General features: G+C 61.2%; 26 protein-coding genes. 12 read left to right on the forward strand and 14 right to left on the reverse strand.

Annotated features, from left to right (window positions below):
* Positions 1 to 56: 56 nt before the first annotated feature.
* The 4 genes from LVY65_RS00655 to lptB form a co-directional block, all read right to left on the reverse strand.
* Positions 57 to 527, reverse strand: coding sequence for an RNA pyrophosphohydrolase (locus LVY65_RS00655; protein ID WP_235066086.1), 471 nt, complete (start codon positions 525 to 527; stop codon positions 57 to 59).
* Positions 528 to 565: 38 nt separating this feature from the next.
* Entirely contained in the window at positions 566 to 1,255 is a 690-nt protein-coding gene (locus LVY65_RS00660) for a CDP-alcohol phosphatidyltransferase family protein (protein ID WP_235066087.1), read from the reverse strand.
* Positions 1,256 to 1,309: 54 nt separating this feature from the next.
* A complete protein-coding gene (locus LVY65_RS00665; protein WP_235066088.1) occupies positions 1,310 to 1,834 on the reverse strand; it encodes a GrpB family protein in 525 nt (174 codons plus the stop codon).
* Positions 1,835 to 1,910: 76 nt separating this feature from the next.
* Positions 1,911 to 2,678 carry an LPS export ABC transporter ATP-binding protein gene (lptB, locus tag LVY65_RS00670; protein WP_235066089.1) on the reverse strand — a complete coding sequence of 256 codons (768 nt, stop codon included), beginning with the start codon at positions 2,676 to 2,678 and terminating at the stop codon, positions 1,911 to 1,913.
* 213 nt (positions 2,679 to 2,891) lie between these two features.
* On the opposite strand from lptB, the gene LVY65_RS00675 reads away from it, so the two are divergent.
* The gene (locus LVY65_RS00675; protein WP_235066090.1) at positions 2,892 to 4,184 is read left to right on the forward strand and encodes an NRAMP family divalent metal transporter; all 1,293 of its coding nucleotides are present in this window, start codon (positions 2,892 to 2,894) and stop codon (positions 4,182 to 4,184) included.
* A 321-nt stretch (positions 4,185 to 4,505) separates the two neighbouring features.
* Here the strand turns inward: LVY65_RS00675 and LVY65_RS00680 are convergent, their stop codons facing one another.
* Both LVY65_RS00680 and LVY65_RS00685 read right to left on the reverse strand, forming a co-directional pair.
* On the reverse strand, positions 4,506 to 4,898 hold the full coding sequence (locus LVY65_RS00680; RefSeq protein ID WP_235066091.1) for a GFA family protein: 393 nt from the start codon (positions 4,896 to 4,898) through the stop codon (positions 4,506 to 4,508).
* Positions 4,899 to 4,920: 22 nt separating this feature from the next.
* Positions 4,921 to 5,286: a hypothetical protein gene (locus LVY65_RS00685; protein WP_235066092.1), complete on the reverse strand. Its 366-nt coding sequence runs from the start codon at positions 5,284 to 5,286 to the stop codon at positions 4,921 to 4,923.
* A 261-nt stretch (positions 5,287 to 5,547) separates the two neighbouring features.
* Between LVY65_RS00685 and LVY65_RS00690 the strand changes: the two genes are divergently transcribed.
* The 5 genes from LVY65_RS00690 (at position 5,548) to LVY65_RS00705 (ending at position 10,824) form a co-directional block, all read left to right on the forward strand.
* Positions 5,548 to 6,879, forward strand: coding sequence for a L,D-transpeptidase family protein (locus LVY65_RS00690; RefSeq protein WP_235066093.1), 1,332 nt, complete (start codon positions 5,548 to 5,550; stop codon positions 6,877 to 6,879).
* A 234-nt stretch (positions 6,880 to 7,113) separates the two neighbouring features.
* Positions 7,114 to 7,446, forward strand: coding sequence for a DHCW motif cupin fold protein (locus LVY65_RS00695; RefSeq protein ID WP_235066094.1), 333 nt, complete (start codon positions 7,114 to 7,116; stop codon positions 7,444 to 7,446).
* A 114-nt stretch (positions 7,447 to 7,560) separates the two neighbouring features.
* On the forward strand, positions 7,561 to 7,719 hold the full coding sequence (locus LVY65_RS13410; RefSeq protein ID WP_408021951.1) for a ribosome modulation factor: 159 nt from the start codon (positions 7,561 to 7,563) through the stop codon (positions 7,717 to 7,719).
* 897 nt (positions 7,720 to 8,616) lie between these two features.
* A complete protein-coding gene (locus LVY65_RS00700; RefSeq protein ID WP_235066095.1) occupies positions 8,617 to 10,284 on the forward strand; it encodes an FAD-dependent oxidoreductase in 1,668 nt (555 codons plus the stop codon).
* A 126-nt stretch (positions 10,285 to 10,410) separates the two neighbouring features.
* Positions 10,411 to 10,824 carry a hypothetical protein gene (locus tag LVY65_RS00705; protein WP_235066096.1) on the forward strand — a complete coding sequence of 138 codons (414 nt, stop codon included), beginning with the start codon at positions 10,411 to 10,413 and terminating at the stop codon, positions 10,822 to 10,824.
* A 112-nt stretch (positions 10,825 to 10,936) separates the two neighbouring features.
* Here LVY65_RS00705 and LVY65_RS00710 read toward each other — a convergent pair whose 3' ends face one another.
* Positions 10,937 to 11,713 (reverse strand): hypothetical protein, encoded by a 777-nt coding sequence (locus LVY65_RS00710; protein ID WP_235066097.1) that lies wholly within the window; start codon positions 11,711 to 11,713, stop codon positions 10,937 to 10,939.
* Positions 11,714 to 11,916: 203 nt separating this feature from the next.
* On the opposite strand from LVY65_RS00710, the gene LVY65_RS00715 reads away from it, so the two are divergent.
* The 3 genes from LVY65_RS00715 to LVY65_RS00725 all read left to right on the forward strand — a co-directional run bounded on the left by LVY65_RS00715 (position 11,917) and on the right by LVY65_RS00725 (position 15,357).
* Positions 11,917 to 13,803, forward strand: a complete 1,887-nt coding sequence (locus tag LVY65_RS00715; RefSeq protein ID WP_235066098.1) for a 2-oxoacid:acceptor oxidoreductase subunit alpha — start codon at positions 11,917 to 11,919, stop codon at positions 13,801 to 13,803.
* 147 nt (positions 13,804 to 13,950) lie between these two features.
* A complete protein-coding gene (locus tag LVY65_RS00720; RefSeq protein ID WP_235066099.1) occupies positions 13,951 to 14,964 on the forward strand; it encodes a 2-oxoacid:ferredoxin oxidoreductase subunit beta in 1,014 nt (337 codons plus the stop codon).
* A 27-nt stretch (positions 14,965 to 14,991) separates the two neighbouring features.
* Positions 14,992 to 15,357 carry a hypothetical protein gene (locus LVY65_RS00725; protein ID WP_235066100.1) on the forward strand — a complete coding sequence of 122 codons (366 nt, stop codon included), beginning with the start codon at positions 14,992 to 14,994 and terminating at the stop codon, positions 15,355 to 15,357.
* On the opposite strand, the gene rsmD is transcribed toward LVY65_RS00725, so the two are convergent.
* Together rsmD and LVY65_RS00735 are read right to left on the reverse strand one after the other, a co-directional pair.
* Complete coding sequence (rsmD, locus tag LVY65_RS00730) at positions 15,349 to 15,894, reverse strand: 16S rRNA (guanine(966)-N(2))-methyltransferase RsmD (protein WP_235066101.1); 546 nt, start codon at positions 15,892 to 15,894, stop codon at positions 15,349 to 15,351. The two genes, LVY65_RS00725 and rsmD, sit on opposite strands and share 9 nt — an antisense overlap.
* Positions 15,891 to 16,715, reverse strand: coding sequence for a pseudouridine synthase (locus tag LVY65_RS00735; RefSeq protein ID WP_235066102.1), 825 nt, complete (start codon positions 16,713 to 16,715; stop codon positions 15,891 to 15,893). The genes rsmD and LVY65_RS00735 overlap by 4 nt, the downstream gene beginning before the upstream one ends.
* Before the next feature lie 24 nt (positions 16,716 to 16,739).
* On the opposite strand from LVY65_RS00735, the gene LVY65_RS00740 reads away from it, so the two are divergent.
* On the forward strand, positions 16,740 to 17,171 hold the full coding sequence (locus LVY65_RS00740) for a response regulator (protein ID WP_235066103.1): 432 nt from the start codon (positions 16,740 to 16,742) through the stop codon (positions 17,169 to 17,171).
* On the opposite strand, the gene LVY65_RS00745 is transcribed toward LVY65_RS00740, so the two are convergent.
* Entirely contained in the window at positions 17,168 to 18,307 is a 1,140-nt protein-coding gene (locus tag LVY65_RS00745; protein ID WP_235066104.1) for an aromatic ring-hydroxylating oxygenase subunit alpha, read from the reverse strand. The two genes, LVY65_RS00740 and LVY65_RS00745, sit on opposite strands and share 4 nt — an antisense overlap.
* A 160-nt stretch (positions 18,308 to 18,467) precedes the next feature.
* Between LVY65_RS00745 and LVY65_RS00750 the strand changes: the two genes are divergently transcribed.
* Positions 18,468 to 19,814 (forward strand): AmpG family muropeptide MFS transporter, encoded by a 1,347-nt coding sequence (locus tag LVY65_RS00750; RefSeq protein WP_408021970.1) that lies wholly within the window; start codon positions 18,468 to 18,470, stop codon positions 19,812 to 19,814.
* Here LVY65_RS00750 and LVY65_RS00755 read toward each other — a convergent pair.
* From LVY65_RS00755 to LVY65_RS00770, 4 genes are read right to left on the reverse strand one after another with little or no spacing between them, the layout of a single operon-like run.
* Complete coding sequence (locus tag LVY65_RS00755) at positions 19,792 to 21,102, reverse strand: bifunctional folylpolyglutamate synthase/dihydrofolate synthase (protein WP_235066106.1); 1,311 nt, start codon at positions 21,100 to 21,102, stop codon at positions 19,792 to 19,794. The genes LVY65_RS00750 and LVY65_RS00755 overlap by 23 nt on opposite strands.
* A complete protein-coding gene (gene accD / locus LVY65_RS00760; protein WP_235066107.1) occupies positions 21,102 to 21,968 on the reverse strand; it encodes an acetyl-CoA carboxylase, carboxyltransferase subunit beta in 867 nt (288 codons plus the stop codon). Before accD ends, LVY65_RS00755 begins: the two co-directional genes overlap by 1 nt.
* Before the next feature lie 55 nt (positions 21,969 to 22,023).
* On the reverse strand, positions 22,024 to 22,698 hold the full coding sequence (gene pyrF, locus LVY65_RS00765) for an orotidine-5'-phosphate decarboxylase (RefSeq protein WP_235066108.1): 675 nt from the start codon (positions 22,696 to 22,698) through the stop codon (positions 22,024 to 22,026).
* On the reverse strand, positions 22,695 to 22,982 hold the full coding sequence (locus tag LVY65_RS00770; RefSeq protein WP_235066109.1) for a LapA family protein: 288 nt from the start codon (positions 22,980 to 22,982) through the stop codon (positions 22,695 to 22,697). Before LVY65_RS00770 ends, pyrF begins: the two co-directional genes overlap by 4 nt.
* A 160-nt stretch (positions 22,983 to 23,142) precedes the next feature.
* Here LVY65_RS00770 and LVY65_RS00775 point away from each other — a divergent pair, with 160 nt between their 5' ends.
* On the forward strand, positions 23,143 to 24,447 hold the full coding sequence (locus LVY65_RS00775) for a serine hydrolase domain-containing protein (RefSeq protein WP_235066110.1): 1,305 nt from the start codon (positions 23,143 to 23,145) through the stop codon (positions 24,445 to 24,447).
* The last annotated feature ends 37 nt before the right edge of the window (positions 24,448 to 24,484 follow it).

Consider the following 24,484-nt stretch of genomic DNA (forward strand, 5'->3'; position numbering starts at 1 on the left):
CCGCCGCTCCTAGCTTGGCGGAGCGCCGAACGCCACACCCGTCGCTGGGTTGGCAGTTAGAGGAAGTCGCCAAACCCTTCGACGATCGCCCGGTACATCTCCCGCTTGAACGGGACGATCAGTTCGGGGAGCAAGTGCGGCTCGACCCATTTCCAGTGGCTGAATTCCGGATGGTCGGTGACAATGTCGATGTCGACGTCGGTTCCCAGGAACCGCGCAAGATACCAGTCCTGCAGCTGTCCCTTCCACTTGCCGCCCCACAGCCGGGAGGCGATCGCATCAGGAATGTCGTAACGCAGCTGTTGTGGATGGTCGGCCAGCCGTTCGACCAGGTGCGGAACGATTCCGGTCTCTTCCTCCAGTTCCCGCAACGCTCCTGCCCATGGCTCCTCGCCCTTGTCGAGGCCGCCCTGCGGCATTTGCCACGCCTCGTCGCGATTATCGATCCGCCGCCCGACCCAGACGAGCCGATCGTGGTTGATCAGCATCACGCCGACACCGCGGCGGTATAGATGGTCGTCGGTCATCGGTTCTTCATTGTGGCCATCGGCACGCGCAGGCAAGCCTAGTTTGAACCCGCCTGTTCATCCCCCGCAAGCCGCTTCGCCGTCACCAGTGTCTGGACGACGAACAACAGGATCAGCACGATTCCGACGGTGCCGACGAACAGGTCGAAACCCGACAAAGCTCCGAAAAGGCCTGGGCCGCTGCCAAGCGTCATCATGGCTATCGTCAACGCGATCAGGACCAGCCTTAGCTCGGTGGGGCCCGCGGCGAGGTAGGAGAGCCGAAGCTCTCCCAGCACGCGAGCAGCCAGGAATGCATGGATGGAAAGCAGCAGGTAACCCGCCAGCGCGACCAATGCGACATCCAGCCTGACGAAAGGACTGATGCCCATCCCGGCAAGGATCAAAAGTGTCGCCAGCCCGTCGCAACTATGGTCGATGAAGTAGCCGTAGGACGGCCGCTCGATCTTCCGGAAACGGGCTAGGCTCCCGTCCATCGAGTCCCCGAACCATTGGACGCAGTAGCCGCCGATCGCCAGCCACAGCCAGCCACTGTCGAAGGCACTGAAGCTATATCCCGCAAATACGGCGACTGCGCCGATTACGCCTACGGCGGTCAGCAGGTCGGGCGTCACCCAAATCGGCATTCGGGCGCACAGCCATGTCAGCAGCCTGCGCTCCAGCGCGGCCAGGAAATTGCCCTGGATGCGCGTGACAGGCTTCGCAATTCGTTTCGGTTGGTTTGTCATGCCCGCTTATCGGGCGTCAGCGCACCACAGGCAATGATAAGCGCCGACTCTCCATTAATAATGTTTGAGCGCTTCGGCCTCTACTCGTTTGATCCACTGGTCCTTGCAGTCGGTATAGGCATTGCTGTCCGCCGGGAATTTCGCGGCACAGCCGCGCTTCATCCGCGCATAGGCCTGCGCCCTGTCCGGTTCCGCGCAGAGATAATCGCGAAACGCGAAGTGTCGGCGAATGGACGGGTCGCCGTCAGCGTAGCAGTGCAGATGCATTTTGCGCAAACCGGTTGCGGCATCGGTCAGCGTGCAAAACCTCCGCCCTTCCACTCCATAATCGCCGTGCCAGGCATATCCCAAAGCCTCGATATCCGGCCTTGCCCGTTCAAGTGTCTCAAGGTCCGGTGCTACCGCCATCAGGTCGATGATGGGCTTCGCAACGATACCGGGAATCGCAGTCGATCCGATGTGATGGACCGACAGGATCGCAGATCCAGCCCCTTCGCGGAGCCGGGCCGCTTCCCGGCTGGCTTCTATGGCCCACTGCGGGTCGTGCGGGACGAGTCGAACTGTGTAAGGCGGCAGCATGCGCTTGTTGTGCGTGCAGCCGGCGTTCGCATCAAGCCGCAATGTCGCCATCGTCCTGCCTGCCCTTTGCGGACAGCTACAGGGAAAAGCTCTTGCCCAGGTACAAGTGGCGGACGACGGGGTCGCTCATCAGTTCGGTCGCTGTCCCGCTGAAAATGACGCCCCCCTCGTGAAGCACATATGCGCGATCGATAAGCCCGAAGAGATCGTGCAGGTCGTAATCGCTGATGAGAACGCCGATCTTCTGCTCCTTAAGCGATGCAACGGTCCGGGTTACTTCCCTGACCGACATCGGATCCAGACCGCGGAAGGGCTCGTCGAGCATCATGATGGCGGGATGGGTCGCCATGGCCCTGGCGACTTCGCAACGTCGCCGCTCCCCTCCCGACACGCTCTCCGCCCATTGCCCCCTGACCCGCTGCAGCTGAAAGGCTTCCAGCAACTCCTCGAGCCGCGTCGATCGAGCATCCGGATCGGGCTCCGAGAAGCTGAGTGCCAGTTCGATGTTTTCTTCGACACTCAGCTCTCGAAAGACGCTTGGCTCTTCGGGCAAGTAGGAAAGTCCGTGGTGCACGCGATCATCTGCCACCTGTGCCGTTATGTCCTGGCCGTCCAGGATGATCCTGCCGGAATCAGGCGCTACCAAGCCTGCCAATAGCTGGAACAAGCTCGTCTTGCCGGCGCCGTCGCGTCCCAGCAGGCCGACGACTTCATTCTGATCCACATGGACCGATATGTCGGACAAGATCTGAACTTTGCCGACCGCAAGGCTGATCGCTTCGGTCACAAGGCTGGCCAGACCAGTGCTGGCCCTTTCGACTGTCGAGATTTGCGATTCCCTCATGTGATACCCAGGCGTTCGAATGCGCCCCCGGGTTCATGAAAGGCCGCCCATGTCATGGGAAAACGCCTGAACATCCGCTCTCTATGAGCGGCAAAATCCAATCGGGCATTACGCGTTATTACGAAGATCGTCGCCGAAGGACGCACCGAAGCTCGACAACGCCTGTCGCCGGCCTGAGTTGCGGTTAAGGCTCATAGCCGCCAGAGTTCGGCAATGGAGCCTGCCGAAAATCCAGAGACCAACCGGAACGGATTTCGATCATTCCTGAAAACACTCGGTCCTGGGCTCGTCACTGGCGCCGCCGACGACGATCCCAGCGGTATCGGCACGCACAGCCAGGTTGGCGCCGAATTTGGCTACGGCCTCGCCTGGACGTTCGTTCTCAGCTTTCCGCTGATGGTGGTCATTCAGGAGGTTGCTGCCGATATCGGCCGGGTTACCGGCGTCGGCATCGCCCGCAATTTGAAGCGGCATTATCGAGGCCTGTTGAGGTGGATGGTTGGGCTGTTGCTCGTCGCCAATGTCGTAAATCTTGGCGCCGATCTCAGCGCGATGGGAGCCGCGTTGGCGCTTCTGGCGGGTGGTAACGAGGTGCTCTACACGCTCCTCTTCGGCATCCTCTGCATTACTCTTGAAGTCGCGATCAGCTACCCGCGCTACGCCTCGGTCCTGAAATGGACCACGCTGACACTCTTCACCTATGTCGGCGTGGTTATGGTCGCGCATGTGCCCTGGGCGCAGGCGCTTCGCTCCCTGGTTGTGCCGGAAATACAGTGGAACGTGGCCTATGCCACGGCATTGGTCGCAATCCTCGGGACGACCATCAGCCCCTACTTGTTCTTCTGGCAGGCGTCGCAGGAAATCGAGGAACAGCGCCGGCACCACGTCAAGGCGCTGTGCATTACGCCGGGCGAGGCCGGTCCAGAGCTTAGGCGCATCCGGTTGGACACGCTTACCGGCATGGCGTTCAGCACAATCGTCAGCCTTGCCATCGTGTTCGCTACGGCAGCGACATTGCACGCCAATGGCATCCACGACATCGCCACGTCGCAGCAGGCCGCCGAAGCGCTTCGCCCCATTGCCGGCCAGTTCGCATTCGCCATGTTCGCCGTGGGCATCATCGGCACGGGTCTGCTGGCCGTGCCCGTATTGGCCGGCTCGGCAGCCTATGCGGTAACGGAAATGACCGGCTTTCCGGGCAGCCTCGATGCCAAGCCGCTCAAGGCGCGGCTATTCTATGCGACAATCGCGATCACTACCCTTGCAGGCGCGTCGCTCAGCCTGGTCGGTATCGATCCCGCGCGCGCTCTCTATTGGGCTGCTGTTGTGAACGGCATCCTGGCCGCGCCCCTGATGGCGGCGATGATGTTGATCATCAGCAATCCGCGCGCAATGGGCCGGCTGACGGCGTCGAGGCGCACGAAGATACTCGGATGGTCCGCCACCGCCGTCATGTTCGCCGCGTCGCTGCTGTTTCTGACGTTTACGATAAAGTCCTGGCTCTAGCGGGCCGAACAACCGCAATTCACCGATTTCGCGCTACTGTATTGATGAGGACCACAGGAACGGCGGGTCCGTCCGGCCGTTAATTACCGCCTGCAAGCTTGTGGCTCTGTCTTCATACTCCCGCGCCATTTCCAGCAGGACCTTGCGGGCCTCCGCCCTTAGGGCGCTATCGGCTAAGGCCCGGCATTGTTTCGCGTGGCGATGCAGTCGTTCGACCTTTTCCATTGTTCAAATCTATTATCGCGCCATTGTGCGGGCCATAAGGATAACCCCTTACGCGTGATGCAGGCTTTGCCAGGGCCAGTCGGGGTTCTGTTCGGCCTAATCCTCGAAGCGGCCAGTAGGGTCACGATCGCGGTCATATCGTCTCTTGAGCGAAAACGGCGGCAACCAGGATTCGCGGCGGATGATCCAACTCTCGTAAGTTGGTACCAACTGGTCGGGGGCATCCAGGGAACCCAGGTTCACTTCGATTTCGTCGGCGGTACGCCCGAATACGGACGATCCGCAGCGCCGACAGAAATGCCGCCCGGCATACTCGCCTGTTTCGCCATCGATCGTCACCGCCTCCTCAGGAAACACCGCGGAAGCGTGAAACAGGGCTCCATGATGCTTGCGGCAATCGAGACAGTGACAGAGGCCGACCCGGTATGGCGGTCCAGACGCAGCAATTCGGACTTCGCCGCACAGGCAACCGCCGGTGAATCGATCCATCCTGCGCCTCCTCCACCCTGACTCAGTCCCGACGCTCCCGGTAGTAAACGCCGCCATCATAATAGCCGCAGCCGTAATAGGGCGCGCCATAATTGATGCCATAATAGGGCGATCCATAATTGCCGTCATAGTTGGGCGAACCCTCATGGCGACCGGAGAGGGGCCGGGCGAAAGAGCCGCCGGCTTCGCCCCCTCCGTCGATGTGGCGGTGTCGCGGATAGCTGTAGAAGCTGCGGCGGCCGGGATGATATCCAAAGTCGTCGGCGTGGCTGTTCAAATCGTTGCGGGCCGGGGAACTGCCGACAACGGCATCGCTTCGTGCTTCGGCCGAGCCGGGAACGGCGGCCAGGGCGACGGCGGAGAATATCAAAAGCGATTTGCCGAGCATCAGGGACTCCTTTGCAATAGCCCCGTTACCAACAACATAGATGGGGTGCCCGGGCCGTTTCTTGAAGGATTAAGGCGCGGAGGTCGCATCGATAAATGGCCGTGCGCATGCTCTCGCTCCCCCTACGCGGAGCAGCCCGACCCGGCGAAGAGTGGCGTCGAGGTCACACTCGCCACTTTGGTTGACGGGGCGTTGAGGATGATGCAGCACAGGTTAAGCCAATGCGTTATATTCGCCATTGATCAACATCGGGGAATAACCGTGATTTCAGCGACCTACAGGCTTGTCCTCCTTGCCGCCGTGATTGGCTCAACGCCGGCGTATGCCAAGAAGCGGCCGGAGCCGGTGCCGGTGGCGGCCCCTGTGGTCGTGCGCAATTTCACGCCGGTCGATCGCTTCTATTCGGCGCGAAAGGACGCGCTCCTGTGGATGTCGAACCGCGAGGCCCAGGTCGCGCTGGTCCAATTGCTGCGCGATGCGCCGATCGACGGATTCACCCGCGGGCCGGCGCTCGCAACCCAGATCGAGGCTGCGATCGCTACTGCCCAGGGAGGCAATGCGGCCGCCGTAAACAGCGCCGACCGCCTGATGTCGCAGTCGCTGATCGATTATGTCCAGTCGCTCTACACGCCAATCCCCGGCATGACCTATGGTGACAATTGGGTGCGCGCGAGGCCCCCAAGCGGGGAATCGATCCTCGCCACTGCCGCCCGCGCCCCGTCCCTTGCTGAGCATGTAAACACCGTGTGGAACCTCAACCCGGTCTATGCCCAGCTTCGCCAGGCTGCGCTCGAAGAGGCGAAGCTTCCGGACGGCGGGCAATCGGCCCTTCTTGCGCTCAACCTGTCGCGCGCGCGGTTCAAGTCGCCGTCGAGCAAGTTCGTGCTGATCGACATCGCGTCTGCGCGGCTGTGGATGTACGAAAACGGTGCTCCGGTGGACACGATGAAAGTCGTCGTCGGCAAGAATGAAATCGAACCAAGGAGCGGCGACAGCCTGCGGACACCGATGCTCGCGGGCGTCATGTATTACGCCATTTACAACCCCTATTGGCATGTGCCGGACCACCTCGTCCGCCGCAACATCGCGCCGGCCGCGGCGAAGCTCGGGCCGGGCGCGCTGAAGGGCAACAAATATGAGGTCGTCGCCAGCTGGTCGAGCAACCCGGTTATCGTCGACCCGGCCACGGTCGACTGGAAGGCGGTTGCCGCCGGCACCGCTCATGCCTTGCTTCGGCAGAAGCCGACCGGCGCGAATTCCATGGGCAAAATGAAGTTTCCGTTCGAAAACGGGCTCGGCATCTATCTCCACGACACGCCGCACAAGGAATATTTCAAGGAAGCGACGCGTACGCTCAGCAATGGCTGCATTCGCCTGGAACGGGCCGCCGATTTCGGAAGCTGGATGATGGGGCGCCCGGCGAGGCCGGAAGATACGACGGCGGAGCTGACCGTTCCTTTCCCGCAGGGCGTGCCGATTTACGTCACTTACCTGACGGCGCTGCCCGATGCCGGCAAGATCGCCTATAACAAGGACGTCTACGGCTGGGACAGGCAGTCGCCGAACAAGGCGGTGGCGATCGCCGGGCAGTAACCGGCGACGCGGGTCGTCCGGCCGTCTAGCGAATACTCAACTCCATTTCGTCATTCCCGCGAAAGCGGGAACCCAGCAATCGTTGCGCATGCGAGGCGATTTCGACACGCCTCCCATTGCGGGCATTCGACGATGAGCTGTGCTTATGGGCCTCCAACCGGGATTAGTTGGCTGCTGCTGTCGCCGCTCGCTAGCAAGTCTCACACGTTTGAAGAAGCCCGGAGGACCCATCACATGCAACTGCCTGTTTCAGCTTTCCAGGTCGTGGATTGGGACGTTGTGCCGGTGACCGAGCATCCCGGGGAAACCGGGCACGCCCTTTGGCGTACCATGGCGATCGGCGATGTTCGCGTGCGACACGTCGAATATAGCGCCGGCTACGTCGCGGATCATTGGTGCGACAAGGGCCACATTCTTTTGGTTCTTGAAGGCGAGCTCGTCACGGAACTGAAGGACGGACGTCGATTTCGAATGACCCCCGGCATGAGCTACCAAGTCTCCGACTCCGGCGATGCGGCGCATCGATCCACTACCGATACCGGGGCCAAGCTCTTTATCGTCGATTAGCAGCGCGATCGGGGCCAGTTCCATCCGCTAGGGCAGACGGCCGCTTTCTACCTATTGAGGCCATTAGAGCGGGCGGCTTCACGTGCTATGCTTAGCGCAAAGCATGGAGGTTGAATGGCTAGTCCGCATGATCGAGCGTGGTCCGAGGGCCATAAGGCTGGGAAGCACAATGAGCCTCTCAGCGCTTGCCCCTATGGAAGCGGCATGATGCAACAATCCTGGCACGCCGGATGGCGTGCGGGTCAAGAGGCGAAAGATTCGAAGCGAGGCTAGCGGCGGCGACTAATGACCGCTTTCGACCCATTGCGGTCATTAGACCAAAGCGGGTTCAGGACTTGTGCGAGGACATGTCATTACGTAAATGCAATGATAGCTCGGACCTCCGTTAGTGGGGAGCGACGAAATGTCTCTAAGACAAAAGCTGCTGATTCTCGGGGTCGGTATCTTGGCAACTGCAGCATCCGCCGCCGCAGCCGAAATGGCGATCCGCGTCGGGCAAATAATTATCCATAAAGACGTAAATAAGGTCCCTCCCGACGTTGGCGGTACCTACGAGGTACGAGCTATTGCTTATTATGAAGAAGTGATGGCTGGCCAAGGAATGAACACAGACGAGGGCTTAGGTGGGGCCTGTCTAATGTATCGGTGGCGCGATCCTTATCACTGCGATACAAGTGACCATTGTTCCCAACACGGACCTCCTGGGTCTATTAAATATTGTGAAAAAGCCCCCGGCGCCGGCTACTATAGGGGCACGTGTTGGTGGAGAATGCCGGAATGGTGCAACAAAGCCATTGAGAATGGCGCCCCTCTTCCTCCTTACTTCCCTGTGCCAAAAGAAGCGGTATTCAACGCCCTTGTGCCAGGTGGGGGGGTGGTAAAGGTCTCAACCTGCGTCAATCCACCGAAGGTAAACTGGACAAACCCTGACGAGCCACCGTGCGCAGGGGGAGGAACGATTCCCGGGACGCCACCGCCGCTGCGCAAAGACAGTGCTGAAGTGGCCGTACAATAAGGCGTCCACTTTCCACCCATTCCGGTCATTAGGCGAATGTCTGTTTTCGACCCATTGCGGTCATTCACAAATGCTGCAACCTTCCGGGTATGCTTCGCAGAGATTTCGTAAGACTGCTTGGCGGCACCGCTGCGGCGGCTGCCTTGCCAAAGTCATTGTTCGCCAAACCGACAGACCGTTCGCACCACATCGACTGGTCCCTGTTGCGTAGTAAGGTCCAGGAGCGGTTGATTGCCGTCCAGTCGCCGCTCGCGGCTGTGGCCGATGCGGGTGGTGCCGGATCTGAGGAATTGTTCAGGCGAATAAAGAATCCTTATTACCTCGGTGACGAACCCAGCCTCACTCAGACGCTCGGGTGGATCGACGCCTGGACATCCCAGCCTAGCGCCATGGCCGTTGCCGCGGAGAGCAGTTCGGACATTGCGGCCGCCGTGGATTTCGCTCGGCAGTCTGGCGTGCGTCTTGTCGTGAAAGGCGGCGGCCACAGTTATTTCGGTAATTCCAACGCGGCCGGCTCGCTTCTAGTCTGGACTCGGCGGATGGACGGGATGCAACTGCACGACAGCTTTCGAGGCGAAGGTTGGCCCAGCAGCGCGCCAGCTGTGCCCGCTGTCTCCGTAGGTGCTGGGGCAATCTGGGGCCGAGTTTACGATAAGGTGACACGGTCAGGTCGGTACGTGCAGGGAGGCGGATGCCTTACTGTAGGAGTAGCGGGCTTTGTTCAGGGCGGCGGTTTTGGATCGCTGTCCAAGGCGTTCGGCACCGGCGCTGCAAACTTACTCGAAGCGGAAGTGGTCACTGCGGACGGTAGAGTCCGAATAGTCAATGAGCATGTTGAGCCTGAGCTGTTTTTCGCTCTGCGAGGGGGAGGGGGCGGAACGTTCGGCGTCGTCACCAGAATGACGCTCAAGACACATCCCTTACCCTCGTTCATCGGAGCTTCGCTATTCGGAATCGCCGCAAAGTCGGAGCTCGCGTGGCGCACTTTGGTTGATCGGATCCTGTCGTTTTACTCGGACAACTTGTTCAACTCGACTTGGGGCGAGCAGATACGCTTTGCTCCGGGCCGAAAGCTCAGCATTGCAATGGTTTGCCACGGCCTCGACCAAAACCAAGTGGAAGCAGTTTGGCGACCCTTCCTGTCGTGGGTCGCCGAGCGACCCAATGACTACGCACTCGCTGGCGAGCCGCTATTGATCGCAATACCCGGATCGAAATTCTGGGACCCAGCGAGTCTTCGAGGCTTATCCGGCATCGTGCTCCAAGACGATCGCCCCGATGCATCGCCGGACAATGTATTCTGGGCGACTAACCTAGGCGAGGCGGGTCAGATTCTGAATGCATATGAATCGGTCTGGCTCTCAAAGGATCTTCTTCGTCCGCACCGCCGTCAGTCGTTGGCAGATGCACTCGTCAAAGCGTCAAATTACTGGCCGGTATCACTGCATACGAACAAAGGCCTGGCCGGCGGATCGACCGAAGCGCTCACCGCGACGCGACGTACGGCAACCAATCCGGAAGTGCTCGATGCCTTCGCCCTGCTCATTTGTGCGGCGGACGCGAAGCCCGCATGGCCGGGGATTCCCGGTCATGAACCAGACATCGTACGAGGACGGCAAGAAGCGAGTCACGTAACTGCTGCGATGGCGGCAATCCGCCGGTTAGCGCCGAATGCCGGCTGCTACGTGTCAGAAGCCAACTACTTCGATGCCCATTGGAAGACTGCCTATTGGGGAGAAAATTATCAGCGGCTAGCACGCGCTAAACGTAGCTACGATCCAAGCAACCTCTTCCACGGCCACCATACCGTCGAGTTTGATTGACCTGCTGGGACCCGAGTAGGTTTTCCACTCAAACTTTACCGCCATCGATCTAATGGCAACTTTCGACCCAAACCGGTCATTAGGGTTTTCAGGTTTCGGCAACCATTCGCTGTCAGCACCGGCAGTATGCGTGTCGTAGCCCTTGCCTTGCTCGTAGCGTTCGCCAGCAGCCCCGTCAGCGCGGCCGAAGAACCCGTGGGGAGTTTTGCTTGCCTATATGGCGGTACGGGGCACTGCGGGCCGGACCGCTTCTGCATCGACAGCGGTGTTCCACAACCTGACCGTTTCACCTTGCAGGTGAACTTCGACAGCAAACCATTTCCCCGCATCCGCCTGAACGGCCTAGACGGCCACGTTGAACGCAACGGCAACGGCCAATGGTTTGTCCATTGGCACCTAGGCGGACTAGGCAGCCCGAAGCTGTCAACGTCGTTCGGCGACGATGGAGGTCTTAGGGCTACTTTCATTAGCGCCTATCCGGACGGCGGCTACGAAAGTTCGAACTTCAAATGCAGGCGAACGACAAAACCCGTCCTGTAGCTAATGACCGTTTTCCACCCAAAGCGGACATTAGCGCGGTCGCATTAGAAATAGTCTTTAGGCGAGAGGGCAAGCCCTCTCCTGTGCACCCCAAGGCTTGTCGAGCCCCCCGCTATCGCGATTCCATTTGCTGCAAATGAAGTCGATTCTCGTGCGCCAGCCGACCAACTCGTTCGAACCCCGCCAGTCTCTGATCGATGTCGCCGATATGGCGGGTCAGGTCCTCGTTCAGCTTGGCCGCCTGTAGGCGGGACACAGCGAGCTCGACCATCTTCCGGTTCAATTCCAGCGTGCAGGAAGGGGGCAGAACCGAGACCAGCGATCCGCCAGGCAAGGTAGTTACTTGATCGCCGCAGCTGTGCTGGACCGCCAATTGAACCACATATGGCATCGCATGCCGAAGTCGTTCGCGGTATGACGTTGTGCTGGTGGCGTTGGAGTCGATCTGTCCCATCTGCGTATAATATGCAGACAGGCGCAATCTGCTCTCCCGATTGCCAATGCCGCCGCTGAAGCCGGCTCCGATCATCTCATCATAACCCGTGCGTACCAATGGACGGAGCCATACCTGGCTTGCTTGATAGGCATCGATCAGGAAGGGCTCTGCAAGCTGGGGGGAGGGTGCTTCAATCGCTGCAAGGGCGGCGACGGCGTGCCTTCGGACCTCTCGGTAATACGCCTGGCGCGTCTCGAGATCCGCCTCATTGTCCTTCAAATCGTCTATGATTTCCCGCCGATATTCGCTTGCGGATGCACGGTCGATCCGTGCCTGGTTCCAATTGTTCGCTTGCGTGCCGAGGAAAACGCCGACGACGACGATGGCTAGCTCGATGGTGATCGCCACCCAGTCCTGCGCTCTCAGCCGCGCCGCCACCCTCTTGTAGATCATGACGCCCCCTATCGGCCGCCTTGTCCATGAACCACAGGGAAAAGGAAAGGCGGGAGCGTGCGCTTACGTCCGCTTTCCACCCATTCCGGCCATTGGAGCGAGCAACTGGCACACCGTCGAGGAAGCTGGGATTGTCAAAGAAGGTGGCGAAACGCACCTCGCGGTCCTATTGTAGGTTTCAAACCCTACACTGAAGGACGATCATGGCCACGGCCACTCATTTGACGACCGAAAAGGAAGCCCGCGCCCATCCGCCGCTTGAAGCGGTCGTTGTCCGCTTTGCCGGGGACAGCGGCGACGGCATGCAGCTGACCGGCGGCCAGTTCACCTTGTCGACCGCGCTGGCCGGCAACGATCTCGCCACCTTTCCCGATTTTCCGGCAGAGATCCGCGCACCGCAGGGCACGACCTTCGGCGTCTCCGCCTTCCAGATCAATTTCGGCTCATCGGCCATCGACACCGCGGGCGACCAGCCCGACGTGCTGGTCGCGATGAACCCCGCGGCGCTCAAGATGAACGCCACCGCGCTTCGCGAAGGCGGTTTGATCATCGCAGACGAAGGCGAGTTCACCCCGCGCAACCTCGCCAAGGCGGGCTATGACGCCAACCCGCTGGAGGACGGCAGCCTCGCCAAGTGGCAGCTGGTCCATTTCAACATTTCGCAGCTGACCCTGGATGCGGTGAAGCCGTTCGGCCTCGGCAACAAGGAGGCGCTGCGCTGCAAGAATATGTGGACGCTTGGCCTTGCGCTGTGGATGTTCGACCGCGATCGCCAGCCGATCGTCGACTGGCTAAACTCTAAGTTCGCCAAGAAGCCGGAGCTTGCCGAAGCCAATATCGCTGCGTTGAACGCCGGCCATGCCTATGGCGAGACGGTCGAAATCGGCGCGCACGTTCACCAGCGCCATATCGCGCCGGCGCCGGCCGAGCCGGGCTTGTATCGCACCGTCACGGGCGCGGAATCGCTGTCGCTGGGTATTATCGCTGGGGCTCAGCTGGCAGGCTTGCCGATGTTCTTCGGAAGCTATCCGATCACTCCGGCCAGCCCGATCCTCCATCATCTGTCGCGGCTCAAGGAATATGACATCACCACCTTCCAGGCGGAAGATGAGATCGCCGCGATCTGCGCCGCGCTGGGCGCCAGCTATGCCGGCCACCTGGGCGTCACCTCCTCGTCCGGCCCCGGAATCGCGCTGAAGGGCGAGGCGATGGGGTTGGCGGTGATGACGGAATTGCCGCTGGTCATCATCAATTCGCAGCGCGGAGGACCGTCGACCGGCCTTCCGACCAAGACCGAGCAGTCCGACCTCTATCAGGCGGTCTATGGCCGTAACGGTGACGCGCCGCTGCCGGTGATCGCTGCCCGCTCGCCCGCCGACGCATTCGATTGTGGGATCGAGGCGGTGCGCATTGCGACCCGCTACATGACCCCGGTGATGCTTTTGACCGACGGCTATATCGCCAATGCGGCGGAGCCGTGGAAGGTGCCGGATATGGCGAACTACAAGCCGTTCCCGGTCAAGTTCGCCGAAGGTTCTGCGCTTGAACCCGATAACGACGAGGTCATGCCTTACCAGCGCAATGCCGACCTCGCGCGGCCGTGGATCAAGCCGGGCACGCCGGGCCTCGAACATCGCATCGGCGGGATAGAAAAGAACCCCGGCACCGGCAACATCGACTATTCCGCTGAGGCGCATGCCGAAATGACCCGGCTACGCGCCGCCAAGGTCGCGTCCGTCGCGGATTCGATCTGCGACCAGGGCGTCTGCATCGGCAACGACAGCGGCAAGCTCGCCGTGGTCGGCTGGGGCTCGACCTTCGGCCCGATCCACCAGGCGGTTCGGCGGGCGCGGGCGAGGGGGCTCGATGTCAGCCACATTCACATCCGTTACATCGCGCCCTTCCCAAAGAATTTGGCTGTCCTACTAAAGGGCTTTGAGCGCATAATCGTGCCCGAGATGAACAGCGGACAATTGAAGACCCTGCTGCGCGACCAGTTCCTTGTCGACGCCCGCCCGGTCAATAAAGTGTCGGGCCAGCCTTTCACGATTGCCGAGATCGAAACGGCGATCGAGGGTGCGCTGGCATGACCGCTAACTTCACACTTCAGGGCACCCGTCCCCATGAAAATAGTGAAGTTAAGGGCGCGCGGCCATGAAACCGATCAACCCCTGGCCGCTGATCGCCATGCTGATCCTGGTGGTGTTCCTTTATCTCTGGCTCAACGGTTATCTCGTATGAACGAAGTCGCGAAAATCACTACCGCCAAGGACTGGGCGTCCGACCAGGAGGTGCGCTGGTGCCCGGGGTGCGGTGACTATGCTGTCCTGAAAGCGGTTCAGCGGACCATGCCCGACCTCGGAACGGCGCGGGAAAAGACGGTGTTCATTAGCGGCATCGGCTGCTCCAGCCGCTTTCCCTATTATATGGCGAGCTACGGCTTCCACACGATCCATGGCCGCGCCTGCGCCGTTGCGACTGGAACCAAGCTCGCCAATCCGGAGCTCGACGTGTGGATCATCACCGGCGACGGCGATGCGCTGTCGATCGGCGGCAACCACACCATGCACCTGCTCAGGCGCAATCTCGATTGCCAGCTGCTCCTGTTCAACAATGAGATCTACGGGCTGACCAAGGGCCAATATTCGCCGACCTCGCGGATTGGCACGCGCAGCCCATCGACCCCGTTCGGCTCGGTCGACCGCCCGGCCAACCCCTGCGCCTTTGCATTGGGGTCGGGCGCTCGGTTCGTTGCGCGGGGCATCGACGTTCACAAGAACCTCGTCGACGTGCTCAAGGCCGCCCATGCCCATCGCGGCTCAAGCTTCGTCGAAATCTACCAGAATTGCGTCGTCTATAATGACGACGTGTTCGCCTCCTTCACCGACAAGGGCGTCGCGGCCGAGAAGCAATTGTGGCTGGTCGCGGGGGAGAAGATGCTGTTCGCCGGCGGGTCCAAGGGCCTGGCGCTCGACATGGATCGTCACATGCTGAAGGTCGTCGAAGGCGACAGCGACGAAGTCCTTGTTCACGATCCGCGGAACCGTGCGGTCGCTCACATGTTGGCCGAAATGCCGGCCGCCAGTTTCCCGGTCGCGCTCGGCGTCCTTTATGAGGACCCGGCACCGACCTTCGACAGCGCGGTGCTGGTGCAGAATGAGGCCGCATCGAAGGGCAAGACCGCCGACCTTCAGGCGCTGGTCAGCAAGGGCCAGACCTGGATGGTCGAGAAGGAACCGCGGCCGGAGTAGCAGTCACCACAAGGAAGGTATTTGAGCATGGCGAAAGCGACGACGGCCAAGGCGCCGAAAAAGGTGAAGAAGGCTCCCAAGGCGCCCGCCAAGGCCGTCACGCTCAAGGCCAAGCCTGCTGGATCCAAGAAGGCCAAGAAGTCCAAGGCCGATGGCAAGGGCGTCGACATCCTCTGGAAACTGGCCGGCAATCCGCTGGTCGGCGAACTTCTCGCCATCGGCGCCATCGCAGCGGTTGCCGCGATCGCCGACGAGAATTTCTCCAAAGGGAAGAAGCATGCTTCGTCCAAGGCCGTGAAGGCCGCGGGCAAAGCGGCCGCAGCCGCCATCGGAGCGCGACTGATTTCCGAATTTTCCGAGGTCAAAAAGGCGTCGAAGAAATCCTCAGCCTGATCGTCTGAGTAACGTCAGTCGCGCTCGGCCGACGTTTCGCTCGACTTCGATCGTCCAGCCGTCGGGAGGGCTGACCTCGTCGCCGCGCTCGGTCTCGACCGCCATCCAGCCGCATGGCGCAAGCCATTGCGCCTTCGCCACTGCTTCCGCGGCGGCGGTGCCGGATCCTGGCTGGTAGGGCGGATCGGCGAGTATCAGGTCAAAGGGTTCGGCGGCGGAGAGGGCCGCGGCTGACGTCGCCCGGATCGAGATGCGATTGCCTGCGCCCAGCGCAGCGGCATTGGCCTCGATGGCCTTCAATGCGGCACGGTCGTTCTCAACAAAGGTCGCAAGATCGGCGCCGCGCGAGAGAGCTTCCAGGCCGAGCGCACCGCTCCCTGCGTAAAGGTCCGCGACCCTCAGCCGATCGAAGCTGCCAAGACGGCTGGTGAGCATCGAGAAAAGGGTCTCGCGAGTCCGGTCGGCGGTCGGGCGGGTTTGCTGTCCCGCAGGCGCCACCAGCTTTCGCCCGCGCCACTCGCCGGAAATGATCCTCATTTTAAAGTCTGGCGGAATCGGAACAGCTGTTCGCGCTGCACCTCGCCGATATTGCCCGCTTGAAGTCCTTCGACAGTGAAAGGGCCATAGCTGATCCGGATCAGGCGCGAGACCTGGAGGCCGAGGTGGGCGAGGACGTTTCGGACCTCGCGGTTCTTGCCTTCGGTCAACGCCATCTCGATCCAGCAGTTGCGCCCGGTTCGGCGTTCGAGGTTGGCGTCGATCGATCCGTAGCGAATGCCGTCAATGGTGACGCCCTCGGACAGTGCCTCGAGCTGGGCCTGGGTGACATCGCCGAACGCCCGGGCCCGATAGCGGCGGACTACACCGGTGCTGGGCAGTTCTAGCTGGCGTTTCAATTCACCGTCGTTGGTCAGCAGCAGCAGCCCCTCGGTCATATAGTCGAGCCGGCCGACCGGCATCAGCCTCGGCAGCCCCGCCGGCAGCTTGTCATAAATCGTCGGCCGCCCCTTGGGATCTCGAGCTGCCGTGAGGCATCCCGCGGGCTTGTAGAAAAGGAAAAGCCGCGCCGCTCCGGCGGGCTTTACCGGCTGGCCATCGACCGTCACCCCCTGCAGATTTTCGAGCAGCGTTGCCGGCGTTGTCAGCTTCTCGCCATTCAGCGCGATCCGCCCTTCGGCGATCATCCGCTCAATGTCGCGGCGCGATGCGACTCCGGCTCGGGCGAGCAGCTTGGCGATGCGCTGCGGTCCTTCATCGCGCGCCGCGCCGGGCTTTGGCCCGCGCGGAGGTTGCTGTCCCCTTGCGGCGCGTCGCCCTTGGCGCGGCACCGGGGCTCGCTTCGTTCGTTGCGGGGTCATTCGTTTCTGTCCTACGGAGTCCAGATGCTGTTCGGGAAGCGCAAGCGGATCGTCAATAGAATCCTCATTGTCGAGGATGAGCCGCTGACTGCGTTCGACAATGAAAATCTGATCGGCGACCAGGGTTATGAGGTGGTAGCGACCCTTGATCGCTTCGCCGACGCGGTCGCGACGCTCGACAGCGAACAGGTCGATCTGATCCTGTGCGACGTTCGCTTGACCGGGGAGCGGACCGGGATCGACCTGGCGCAGGTCGCCAAGAACCGGCGCATTCCAGTATTGTTCGTGACCGGCGCCCTTCCTGAAAATGCATCGGAGTTGGTGATCGGCTGCCTGTTAAAGCCGTATAGTGATCGAACGCTGAAAGCGACGCTCGCGGCTGTCGACAAATATCTGGCCGGCGAAAAGGTCAGGCCACCCAGGGGCCTCACTCTCTACCCGTCGGCAAAGGTCTAAAGCGCTTCCTCGATCTTGCGGTGGAAATCGGCAATGCCGTTTTCCAGCTTGCCGAGGATGACCTCCTCGATCTGCCCCGAAGCCAACCCCTTGTGGCACAGAGCTGCCGCGTAGAAATCCTCAGCGCTGAAGGTGCCGCCGTCGAGAAGATCCCAGCTTTTCTGCCAGTGTGCCTCCGCCTCATTGGTCGCCGGGGCTTCGGGGATCAGCATGAAGTCTTCGATCAACGTCTGATCGACGCCTTGGGGCATTCCCACGAGCAGGTTGACGTAATCGGGACTGACGATGATCACCGATGCTGGAAACAGCTGGTAGGTGAAGGTTACTGCCTTCCTCAGCTGGCTCCAATCGTCGCGGTCGATTTCGGACAGATAGGCTTCGCGACCCACCGCTGCGCGCTGGTGGATACCGATGGTGTCGGCCGTTGTAATGCCGTCAGCAAAGAAGGTGGCGATGGTGGCCGCGTGAAGCCGCTGGACATGATAGCTTTCAAGGAATGCGTCGACGAACAACTTCCAGTTGGCAGCGACGTCGTGGGTACGACGACGGTAGAGATGCAGGTCGCCGAGCCCGAACGCGTCGAGGTCGGGCCCCAGCGCCACCGCGTCGCTGAAGTCGGCCGCATCATCCTTCGCCCACCAGATCAGCCCGCCCGCCTCGACTGACGGGAATTCCTTCAGGCCATGCGCATCTTTGTCGAAATCGGGGAAGCAGTCGGCCCGCGGCATGCCGGTCAACTGCCCGTCCGGCTTATAGGCCCAGGCGTGATAGGGACAGACGATCCGCTTGGCTGGTGCAACGTCATGGCTATCGATCAGACGTGTACCGCGATGGCGGCAGACATTGGCGAACACATGCGCCTTGCCGTCCTGATCGCGCGATAGGATCAGCGGCGTTCCATAACCGTCGTGAGCTACCGCCTCGCCATTACGGGGCAGAAGTGCGGAAGGAGCCAGCAAATGCGGCAGCCTGTCGAAGATTGACCGCTGCTCCGCCTCGAAACGAACGGGATCGATATAGACGCTGGCCGGGAGCTTCTGAATGCCATCGCCAAGTGCGGCCTCTCCCCTTGCAAGGGCTTCGGCCAATGCGCGTTGGCCGGGCGTCGGCCGGCGCGGCGTGCGGGGCATGTCCATGGTTAATTGAGGCTGCGCCAGTTGGGGGTAAGTTGCAAGGCCGAACCGACCCATTTTTCAGTACGAGCCGACCCGCATTTGCGCTTTCCCTCGGCAAAGACGCTGCTAGGCTCCGCTCCAAAATCGAGCCGGGGAGAAGATAGTGAGCGATGCAGCGGCGATCCCGAGTGACGGCCAGTCGAAAAAATGGTGGGACGGGTTTCGGCCTTATTTGGAAAAGGCACCGCTGGCCGCGCTGTTCCTCGGAATTTCGTCCGGCTTTCCCTATGCGATGATCGGCGCGACGCTAACCACGCGGCTCAAGCAGGATGGCATCGACAAGTCGACGATCACCGCCTTTTCGCTGGTGTTTCTTGCCTATAATTTCAAATTCCTTTGGGCCTGGATCATCGATGGGGTGAAACTTCCGGTGATCGGCCGTTTGGGCCAGCGCGTATCGTGGATGCTGGTCACCGGCGTTGCAGTGATGGCCGCGGTCGCCAACCTTGCCATCGTTGACCCGGCAGGTGACGGTATCGCTGCAGTCGTCACTGCGGCGATCCTGCTTGGCGTCGCCGGGGCAAGTTTCGATATTGTAATCGACGCCTATCGGATTGAAGCACTCGAGCCGCGCCAGCTTGGCGTTGGATCGGGGATGAGCCAATATGGCTGGCGCATCGGTTCGGCGGGGGCAGGCGCGCTGGCGCTGGTGATTGCGGCTCGGCAGGGCTGGGAAGCCGCATATCTGGCCTGTGCACTGTTGGCGCTGCCGGCCATGTTGACAGCCTTGCTTTATGGGGAGCCCCAGCGGCACCGCGAAGCGGCGCACAAGCCAGGTTTCGCAGGCGCAGCCACGACGATCTGGAAGCCTTTCGTGGAATTCTTCGCACGTAAGGGTGCATGGCTGGTGCTGCTGTTTATCCTGCTCCACAAGATTGGCGACACGCTGGCAAACCTTACCTTCCGCCTGCTGTTCGACGACCTAAAATTCACCAATGACGAGATCGCCTTGTGGGACGTCGGCGTCGGCTTTTGGGCCTATCTCATTGGCATCTTCATTGGCGGCGTCCTCTATTCGCGGCTTGGGATGAAGCGGTCCGTGATGATCAGCCTGATCCTGATGGCCGTCAGCAACTTCAGTTTCGCGTTGCTAGCAATGTCAGGCCATTCCAATCTTGGCATGTCCGCCGCGATCGGGTTCGAGAACACCGCCAGCGGTATTGGCGGAGTGTGCGTCGTCGCCTATTTTTCGGCACTGTGCGACTTGCGCTTCACTGCCGCCCAATATGCATTGATTTCCGCCGCCGCGAGCATCGTCGGGCGTTTCCTGACGGGCACCACGGCGGGCGCGCTGATCGATGCCTTCGGCTATGTCAATTTCTACCTGTTGACGACTGTTGCGGCGCTGCCCGGCATCCTGCTCTTCTGGATCATGATGCGCAGCGGCTTGGTCGACAGCTCGATCGGCACGGCAGGAACTGTCGACGATGGCGATCCCGTCGAACTTAGTCCGGCAACGGTCCGTTGAGCATGAGTAGTTCGCCGGCGAGGTAAAGCGAGCCGAACACCAGTACGCGGGCCGGCTTCGGAAGCGCGGTCATGGCATCGGCCAGGCTGGATTTCGGCTTGGCGGGAAGGCCCATGCTTTCGGCCAGCAACGCCAATTCCTTTGGCGAGCGGCAGTCGTGCCCTTCGATCGGCAAGGACAATATCTGGGCGGCAGTCCCCTTGAACGGCCGCAGCACCCCGGCAGCGTCCTTGGTGGTCAGGCTTGCGAATAGGAGCACCAGCGGCAGCCCGTCCGTCCAATGCTTGCGGGCATAATCGGCGACCAGGCGCGCCGCGCTTGGATTGTGGCCCCCGTCGACCCAAAGCTCGCTGCCGCGCGGCAGCATGTCGAATAGCGGGCCACGATGCAGTTGCTGCAGTCGTGCCGGCCAATTCGTCCAGCCCATTGCCGCGCTTAGGGCCGATGGCGGGATGTCCAACACCGATTGATGCCGAAGCATCGCTACCGCCGATGCCGCGTTCAATGCTTGGTGCTTTCCAGGCAGTCGGGGAAGGGGCAGGGCGAATTCACCCCTGCGGTCGCGGTAATGCAGCTTTCCCTGGCGGACGATCGCGTCCCAATGCAATCCGCGCGGCTCCCAAATGGCGCCGACATCCTGCGCAATTTCGCTGATCCGGCCAGCAAGCTCCGGCGGGTAGAGTTGCGTGACGAGCGGCACGCCGCGCTTGGCGATGCCGGCCTTTTCGCCTGCGACGTCGACCATCCTGTTACCGAGGAAATGCTGATGGTCGAGGCCAAGGCTGGCGATGCCGGTGACCAGCGGCCGCTCGACAACGTTGGTCGCATCGAGCCGACCTCCAAGCCCGACTTCAAGAATGCAGGCATCGGCAGGCGTTTCGGCGAAGGCGAGGAATGCAACTGCGGTGTTGACCTCGAATAAGCTGGCGCCAATCTCGTCATTCGCGTCGAGTACACGGCCCATCAACTCAGCCAGCCGCGCATCTTCGATCAACTTGCCCGCGATGCGAATGCGTTCGTTATAGCGGACGAGGTGCGGGCTCGTGAAAGCGTGAACCCTATGACCCGCGGCCTCAAGCCCCGCACGAAGGAAGGCGCAGGTGGAACCCTTGCCGTTTGTCCCGGCAACATGGAACACAGGCGGCATCCGGTCCTGCGGCCGTCCGAGCGCTTCAAGCAGCGCCGAGATACGATCCAAGCCGAGTTGGTCGCGGTCCTGATACTGAGTCGCCTGCCGCTGAATCAGCGCAGCGACCCGTGGATCCGCGGAGCGGATCACCTCTTTCATCAGGCTGCCTTTTTCGCCTTGTTTTTTTCCGGCGCGAGATAGGCGATCAATCGGCCGATCCGGTCCTTGAGTGCGTTGCGATGAACGACCATGTCGATCATCCCGTGCTCAAGCAGATATTCGGCCCGCTGGAAGCCTTCGGGCAATTTCTCGCGGATGGTCTGTTCGATGACCCGTTGGCCGGCGAAACCGATCAGCGCGCCGGGCTCGGCAATCTGCACGTCGCCCAGCATCGCATAGCTGGCGGTAACTCCGCCAGTTGTCGGGTCGGTAAGGACGACGATGTAAGGAAGGCCCGCCTCGCGCAGCTTGGCCAGCGCGACGGTTGTACGCGGCATCTGCATTAACGAAAGAATGCCCTCCTGCATTCGCGCCCCGCCCGCGGCAGTGAACAGGATATATGGGCTCTGCTTGGCAATCGCCTTTTCGACGCCCGCGACGAAGGCGGCACCTACCGCAACACCCATGGATCCGCCCATGAAGGAGAAATCCTGGACCCCGACGACAGCGCTATGACCCTCGATCTTGCCTAAGGCATTGATCAGCGCGTCGCGCTCACCCGTGGAAGTTCGAGCTGCCTTGATGCGATCGGTGTAGCGCTTCGTATCGCGAAACTTGAGCGGGTCCTCGCGCACTTCGGGGCTTGGCAGGACCTCATATTTCTTTCGGTCGAACAGGGCGTCGAACCGCACGGCGGGACCTACCCGATCGTGATGGTCGCAGCGGGGGCAGACGTAGCCATTGTCTTCCCACTCTTTGGTGAAGACCATAGATTCGCACTTTTTGCACTTGTGCCAAAGCGTATCGACGCTCTGCCGCTTGGTCAGCGATTGAATGCCCTTGCGGACGCTACTCAGCCAACTCATCGAAACCTCTTAAACATGTCGCGCGCGAGGTAGGCGCGACCGACTATGATGTCCACTAAAGCGTGGCCGCAATCGCCCTTAGCGCTTCGTCGGGATGATCGGCGCCCGTTACCGGCCGGCCGACCACCAGGATCGACGCTCCGGCGTCAATTGCCGCGCGCGGGGTCATGATGCGCTTCTGATCGCCGATCGCGGAATCTGCCGGGCGAATTCCCGGAACGACGAAGAATCCATCCTTCCACTTCCTGCGAGCGGCGGCGACCTCCTGGCCGGAACAAACTATGCCATCGAGCCCAGCTTCGCGCGCCAGTGCGGCCAGCCGCTCGACTTGGGCATGGCCATTGGATGCAACCCCGATCGACTCGAGGTCGTCGTTGTCGAGACTGGTCAAAACCGTGACTGCAACGACCTTCGTTGCAGCAGGTGCGGCAGCCTTGGCATCCTCAAGCATTGCCCGGCCCCCCGCGGCGTGGACCGTCAGTACCGCGGGAGTGATGGGCGACAGCGCCTGTACCGCCTTTGCGACGGTGTTCGGGATGTCGTGGAGCTTGAGGTCAAGGAAGATCGGCAAGCCCAGTTCGGCCAACTCGAGTACTCCGGCCCGGCCGTTATGGCAGAAGAATTCCAGTCCCAGCTTCAGCCCGCCCGCATGGCGCTTGACCGCCGTCGCGATTGATCGGGCCCGATCCATGTCAGGGGTATCGATGGCAATGAAGATCGGGCTGCTCATGCCGCGACTTCTTCGTCCGCATCGACACGCGGGGCAGGAATCGACGTCACTAGTGGACGTTCGGCCAGCGCCAGCTTGCGCTTCAATGCCCAGATTCGTCCGCGCAAGATCAGGAAGGGGGGCAAGAAACCAACAAAGAAGGCCAGCAGGATGAGGACGGGAAGCTTCATATCGGCCTGGATATTGCCCCACAGGTTGATCGTTACATCGGCCCAGTTGCGGTTGGCGAAGATCGCCAGTGAAACCGCGACCACGACCCAAAACAGCGTCTTCAAAAAATTCATCCGTATCTCCCCGCTCGGGCCTTTAGGCGACTGTGGCGAAACTGACCAGCCATCTGCCGTTCGCCGCTCGAAAGAGTCGGTTCGGCGCACGGAGATTCCTCTGCTAGTTGAGCGTTGGGGCCGGCAGGGCCACAGCAGTCATGGGGAGGTCGCGTTTTCATTGGAACGACAATTTAAGCTGGGACTTGGCGCAGTTGCGCTGGCGGCCGGGGCGTTGGCGCTTGCCCATCCGTTCGGGGATTCGAGGCAGGCCTCGGCGAAGGATGCCAGGGCCGAGGCGATTGCTCGGACCAGCGCCCGGCTGGCGGTGGTCGAACCTGCAAGCCGCAGTCGCATCGACTATGCTCGGCTGGACGAGCGCCTGAAGCAGATGGTCGAGAAGCCGACGATGGTCGGCCTGGCGGTTGGGATTGTCGAGAATGGCCGCATCACCTTCCTTAGCGGCTATGGCGAGACGCTTGCAGGTTCTGGCGAGAAGGTGACGCCGGAAACGGTGTTCCGCTGGGCGTCGGTGTCGAAAGGTGTGGCCGCAACAATGGTCGCCAAGCTGGCCGAGGAAGGCAAACTAAGTCTCAATGAGCCGGTCGCCGAAGCCGCACCTTCGCTACGATTGCCGGGCCGCAATGAATTTAAAGCGACAGTAGGCGACGTGCTCAGCCACCGTCTCGGACTATATCGCAACGCATTCGACAATAAGTTGGAGGAGGGTCAGGACGTCACTTTCCTCCGCGGCACACTCGCGTCGCTTAACAGCATTTGCCCACCTGGCAGCTGCTGGAGTTACCAGAACGTCGCCTACGATGCGGCCAGCGAGATGGTAGCGCGGGTGAGCGGGGCGCGTTACCAGGAAACGGTAGAGCGCGACTTGTTCGCGCCTCTTGGGATGACCTCGGCCAGCCTGACCAAGGATGGAATGACACAGTCGAAGAGCTGGGCCCGCCCGCATAGCGTCGGCCGGCGCCCGCTCGAATTGAAAGATATTTATTACCGGGTTCCGGCGGCCGGCGGGGTCAATAGCAACATCAAGGATATGTCGCTTTGGATGCTCGCGCAGATGGGGGAAATGCCGCAGGTGCTCAGCCCGCAGCTGCTTGAGACAATCCATCAGCCGCGGGTCAAGACGCCGGGCGAGCGTGGGCGGATGCGCAAATTCCTCGAGCGCCTGGGCGATGCCCAATATGGCTATGGCTGGCGAAGCTACGAATACGCTGGCCACCACATCATCGGGCATCGCGGCGGCGTCGACGGATATCGGTCGCTGATCCTATTCGATCCCAAGCTGAAGAGCGGCGTGGTGGCGCTGTGGAACAGCAATACGTCGCAGCCTGGCGGGCTGGAGTTCGAAGTCATGGATATGCTCTATGGTCTCGAATTTCGTGACTGGATGGAGCTTAACAAGGCCGGGCCCCGGGCGCCTGCGCCCAGCGATTTGGCAGCGCGCCACAATGGCAAGCGCGCGGCCTAATCCGCTACGCGCGTGACGCATTTTGTGCTAGTGGATC

The sequence above is a fragment of the Sphingomonas cremea genome, assembly GCF_021502585.1.
In the GTDB taxonomy this organism is placed as follows: Bacteria; Pseudomonadota; Alphaproteobacteria; order Sphingomonadales; family Sphingomonadaceae; genus Sphingomicrobium; species Sphingomicrobium cremea.

Excerpts from the sequence above, each read along its gene's own strand:
- LVY65_RS00655 (WP_235066086.1), bottom strand. The coding sequence starts at position 527 with ATGACCGACGACCATCTATACCGCCGCGGTGTCGGCGTGATGCTGATC.
- LVY65_RS00660 (WP_235066087.1), bottom strand. The coding sequence starts at position 1,255 with ATGACAAACCAACCGAAACGAATTGCGAAGCCTGTCACGCGCATCCAG.
- LVY65_RS00665 (WP_235066088.1), bottom strand. The coding sequence starts at position 1,834 with ATGCTGCCGCCTTACACAGTTCGACTCGTCCCGCACGACCCGCAGTGG.
- lptB (WP_235066089.1), bottom strand. The coding sequence starts at position 2,678 with ATGAGGGAATCGCAAATCTCGACAGTCGAAAGGGCCAGCACTGGTCTG.
- LVY65_RS00675 (WP_235066090.1), top strand. The coding sequence starts at position 2,892 with ATGGAGCCTGCCGAAAATCCAGAGACCAACCGGAACGGATTTCGATCA.
- LVY65_RS00680 (WP_235066091.1), bottom strand. The coding sequence starts at position 4,898 with ATGGATCGATTCACCGGCGGTTGCCTGTGCGGCGAAGTCCGAATTGCT.
- LVY65_RS00685 (WP_235066092.1), bottom strand. The coding sequence starts at position 5,286 with ATGCTCGGCAAATCGCTTTTGATATTCTCCGCCGTCGCCCTGGCCGCC.
- LVY65_RS00695 (WP_235066094.1), top strand. The coding sequence starts at position 7,114 with ATGCAACTGCCTGTTTCAGCTTTCCAGGTCGTGGATTGGGACGTTGTG.
- LVY65_RS13410 (WP_408021951.1), top strand. The coding sequence starts at position 7,561 with ATGGCTAGTCCGCATGATCGAGCGTGGTCCGAGGGCCATAAGGCTGGG.
- LVY65_RS00705 (WP_235066096.1), top strand. The coding sequence starts at position 10,411 with ATGCGTGTCGTAGCCCTTGCCTTGCTCGTAGCGTTCGCCAGCAGCCCC.
- LVY65_RS00710 (WP_235066097.1), bottom strand. The coding sequence starts at position 11,713 with ATGATCTACAAGAGGGTGGCGGCGCGGCTGAGAGCGCAGGACTGGGTG.
- LVY65_RS00715 (WP_235066098.1), top strand. The coding sequence starts at position 11,917 with ATGGCCACGGCCACTCATTTGACGACCGAAAAGGAAGCCCGCGCCCAT.
- LVY65_RS00720 (WP_235066099.1), top strand. The coding sequence starts at position 13,951 with ATGAACGAAGTCGCGAAAATCACTACCGCCAAGGACTGGGCGTCCGAC.
- LVY65_RS00725 (WP_235066100.1), top strand. The coding sequence starts at position 14,992 with ATGGCGAAAGCGACGACGGCCAAGGCGCCGAAAAAGGTGAAGAAGGCT.
- rsmD (WP_235066101.1), bottom strand. The coding sequence starts at position 15,894 with ATGAGGATCATTTCCGGCGAGTGGCGCGGGCGAAAGCTGGTGGCGCCT.
- LVY65_RS00735 (WP_235066102.1), bottom strand. The coding sequence starts at position 16,715 with ATGACCCCGCAACGAACGAAGCGAGCCCCGGTGCCGCGCCAAGGGCGA.
- LVY65_RS00740 (WP_235066103.1), top strand. The coding sequence starts at position 16,740 with ATGCTGTTCGGGAAGCGCAAGCGGATCGTCAATAGAATCCTCATTGTC.
- LVY65_RS00745 (WP_235066104.1), bottom strand. The coding sequence starts at position 18,307 with ATGGACATGCCCCGCACGCCGCGCCGGCCGACGCCCGGCCAACGCGCA.
- LVY65_RS00755 (WP_235066106.1), bottom strand. The coding sequence starts at position 21,102 with ATGAAAGAGGTGATCCGCTCCGCGGATCCACGGGTCGCTGCGCTGATT.
- accD (WP_235066107.1), bottom strand. The coding sequence starts at position 21,968 with ATGAGTTGGCTGAGTAGCGTCCGCAAGGGCATTCAATCGCTGACCAAG.
- pyrF (WP_235066108.1), bottom strand. The coding sequence starts at position 22,698 with ATGAGCAGCCCGATCTTCATTGCCATCGATACCCCTGACATGGATCGG.
- LVY65_RS00770 (WP_235066109.1), bottom strand. The coding sequence starts at position 22,982 with ATGAATTTTTTGAAGACGCTGTTTTGGGTCGTGGTCGCGGTTTCACTG.